3 protein-coding genes are annotated in these 2,430 nt (G+C 72.2%); all 3 read left to right on the forward strand.

Translation table 11 applies throughout. The features are described from left to right. Positions 1-145 precede the first annotated feature (145 nt). The 3 genes from ACFWJW_RS35795 to ACFWJW_RS35805 all read left to right on the forward strand — a co-directional run bounded on the left by ACFWJW_RS35795 (position 146) and on the right by ACFWJW_RS35805 (position 2,305). On the forward strand, positions 146-355 hold the full coding sequence (locus ACFWJW_RS35795; protein WP_387249096.1) for a hypothetical protein: 210 nt from the start codon (positions 146-148) through the stop codon (positions 353-355). A gap of 284 nt (positions 356-639) precedes the next feature. Then, on the forward strand, positions 640-1,008 hold the full coding sequence (locus tag ACFWJW_RS35800; protein ID WP_387249098.1) for a hypothetical protein: 369 nt from the start codon (positions 640-642) through the stop codon (positions 1,006-1,008). A gap of 112 nt (positions 1,009-1,120) precedes the next feature. After that, positions 1,121-2,305, forward strand: coding sequence for a zinc-dependent alcohol dehydrogenase (locus tag ACFWJW_RS35805; RefSeq protein WP_387249100.1), 1,185 nt, complete (start codon positions 1,121-1,123; stop codon positions 2,303-2,305). Positions 2,306-2,430 lie beyond the last annotated feature (125 nt).

A 2,430-nucleotide genomic window follows, 5' to 3' on the forward strand; every position in this document is an offset into this window, starting at 1 on the left:
GCTGGGGGCGCCGGCAGTTGTTGCTTACCTGCTTCGGGAGCCGGCGCCGGCCCGGCCCGGGGGCCGGCGCCGCGCCCAGGTGTGAGCGGACGCGGACCGGGCACCCGCAGCCGTGAACCACGAGGCGACCCGAAGGAGCCGGCCCATGCAGCGTCACGAGGTGCCCGACCCGCCACCCCCGGGCCCGCTGGACCCCGTCCACCCCGAGCCCCAGCCGCCGCCGGTCCCCGACCCGGACCCCGCCCAGGACCCCGAGCCCACACCACGGCCCGGCCCCCGCCCCGACCACGGTCCCGACCCCGGCTCGCGCGCCGCCGGGCCGCCCGGCGGGGCACGCCACGGACGACCGGCGTAACTCCCGGGTACGGCGCCGGCCGGCTGCTCCCCGGCCGCGTGCCCCACGCCGTCAGTCGCCCATTCCCCGGGCCCGCCGATGACCGCCCCGGCAGGGCGGAGATGCGGATGATCCCGTTGGCCCGCAGCCTGGAGGTACGGGAGTCTCCGACGCGGGTGACGCGGGAGCCGGCCCGGCATGGGCATCGTGTCCAGAGGCCGTGCGCATGGCGAGGACGGTGTGTCGTCCGCGTGCTCAGCGTGTCCGGTGGCGACCGTCGGCGACGCGCAACGTAGGGAGCAGCAGTGACCAGACACCGCAAGTCCTCGCACCCGAAGATGGGCGAGGGTCACAGCATGCACAAGGGAACCGAGCAGCACGGCTGGTCGCCCGACGTCGACCAGACCGAGCAGCAGAAGAACGAGAGCGCCGGCCGGTCGTTCCGCCCGGAGGAGTACGCGCCCGAGAAGGACCGCAGCAAGGAGTCCGGCGGCGGACAGGAGAAGGTCCCGCCGGCGAGCGAGGTCAAGAGCGAGACGCGTTCCGGTGAGCGCCGGGCTGCCGAAACCAAGGAGAAGGGCATGCGGGACATGGGGCGCAAGGGCCCCTCGCGCCGGCCCAGCGGCGGCAAGGACGCGGAGGCGCACACCGGCGTCGACCCGCAGGAACCCTGACCCCGGCGGCCCGGCACCCCTGGGTAACGGCTGCCCGAAGCACAGAACGGGGCGGATTCGGTCGTGAGTCCGCCCCGTTCTCCGATGTCCGCCCTTTCTCCAAGGAGCGAAGATGAGAGCCCTGACGTGGCACGGCAAGCGCGACGTACGCGTGGACACGGTCCCCGACCCCACCCTCAAGGAGCCGGCCGACCTCATCGTCCGCATCACCTCCACCGGTATCTGCGGCTCCGACCTGCATCTGTACGAGGTCCTCGGCCCCTATCTCGACCCCGGTGACATCCTCGGTCACGAGCCGATGGGCATCGTCGAGGAGGTCGGTCCCGAGGTCACGGAGGTGTCCGTCGGCGACCGTGTGGTGGTGCCGTTCAATGTCTCCTGTGGCACCTGCTGGATGTGCGGGCAGGGGCTCCATTCGCAGTGCGAGACCACTCAGGTCAAGGACCGTGGGATGGGTGCCGCCCTCTTCGGATTCTCCAAGCTCTATGGTCAAGTGCCGGGCGGACAGGCGGAGTTGATGCGGGTCCCGTTCGGCAACACGCTGCCCGTGAAGGTGCCGCACGGCCCGCCGGACCAGCGGTTCGTCTATCTCTCCGATGTGCTGCCCACCGCCTGGCAGTCCGTCGTCTACGCCGACGTCCCTCCCGGCGGCACGGTCACCGTGCTCGGGCTGGGCCCGATCGGCGACATGGCCGCCCGGATCGCGCTGCACAAGGGCGCGAGCAAGGTCATCGGCGTCGACCTCGTCCCCGAACGCCTCGCCCGCGCCCGCGAGCGCGGGGTGCACACCCTCGATCTGAACGAGTACGGGAAGAACCTGGGGGAGGAGATCCGCGCACTCACCGCGGGACGCGGCACCGACGCCGTCATCGAGGCGGTCGGCATGGAGGCCCATGGGGCTCCGTTGGCGCGGGCCGCCCAGAATCTCGCCGGTCTGCTGCCCGATGCCGTGGGGGAGAAGGTGATGGGCCGGGCCGGGGTGGACAGCATGACGGCGTTCAACACCGCCGTCGACGCGGTCCGCCGTGGCGGCACGATCTCGCTCATCGGTGTCTACGGAGGGAGTGTCGACCCGGTGCCGATGCTGACCCTGTTCGACAAGCAGATCCAGCTGCGGATGGGGCAGGCCAACGTCCGGCGGTGGGTCGACGACATCATGCCGCTCCTCAACGACGCGGATGTGCTCGGCGTGGACGGTTTCGCCACCCACACCCTGCCGCTCGAAGACGGGCCGGAGGCTTACCGGACGTTCCAGGCGAAGGAAGACGGCATGGTCAAGACCGTGCTCACGCCCTGAACGGCAGGCCGGTGGGGGGGGGGGGGGGGGGGTGGGCCCCCCCCCCCGCCCCCCGCCCACCCCCGAACACGAGTTGGTTGGGCCGCCGGCCCCCAGGCCCCACGCACCCACGGCCCCAAATCAAC

The organism is Streptomyces sp. NPDC127097, from assembly GCF_042724075.1.
Classification (GTDB): Bacteria; Actinomycetota; Actinomycetes; order Streptomycetales; family Streptomycetaceae; genus Streptomyces.

Bases quoted from the DNA above. Each gene is read 5' to 3' on its own strand.
- ACFWJW_RS35805 (WP_387249100.1), top strand. From the start codon at position 1,121: ATGAGAGCCCTGACGTGGCACGGCAAGCGCGACGTACGCGTGGACACG.
- ACFWJW_RS35795 (WP_387249096.1), top strand. From the start codon at position 146: ATGCAGCGTCACGAGGTGCCCGACCCGCCACCCCCGGGCCCGCTGGAC.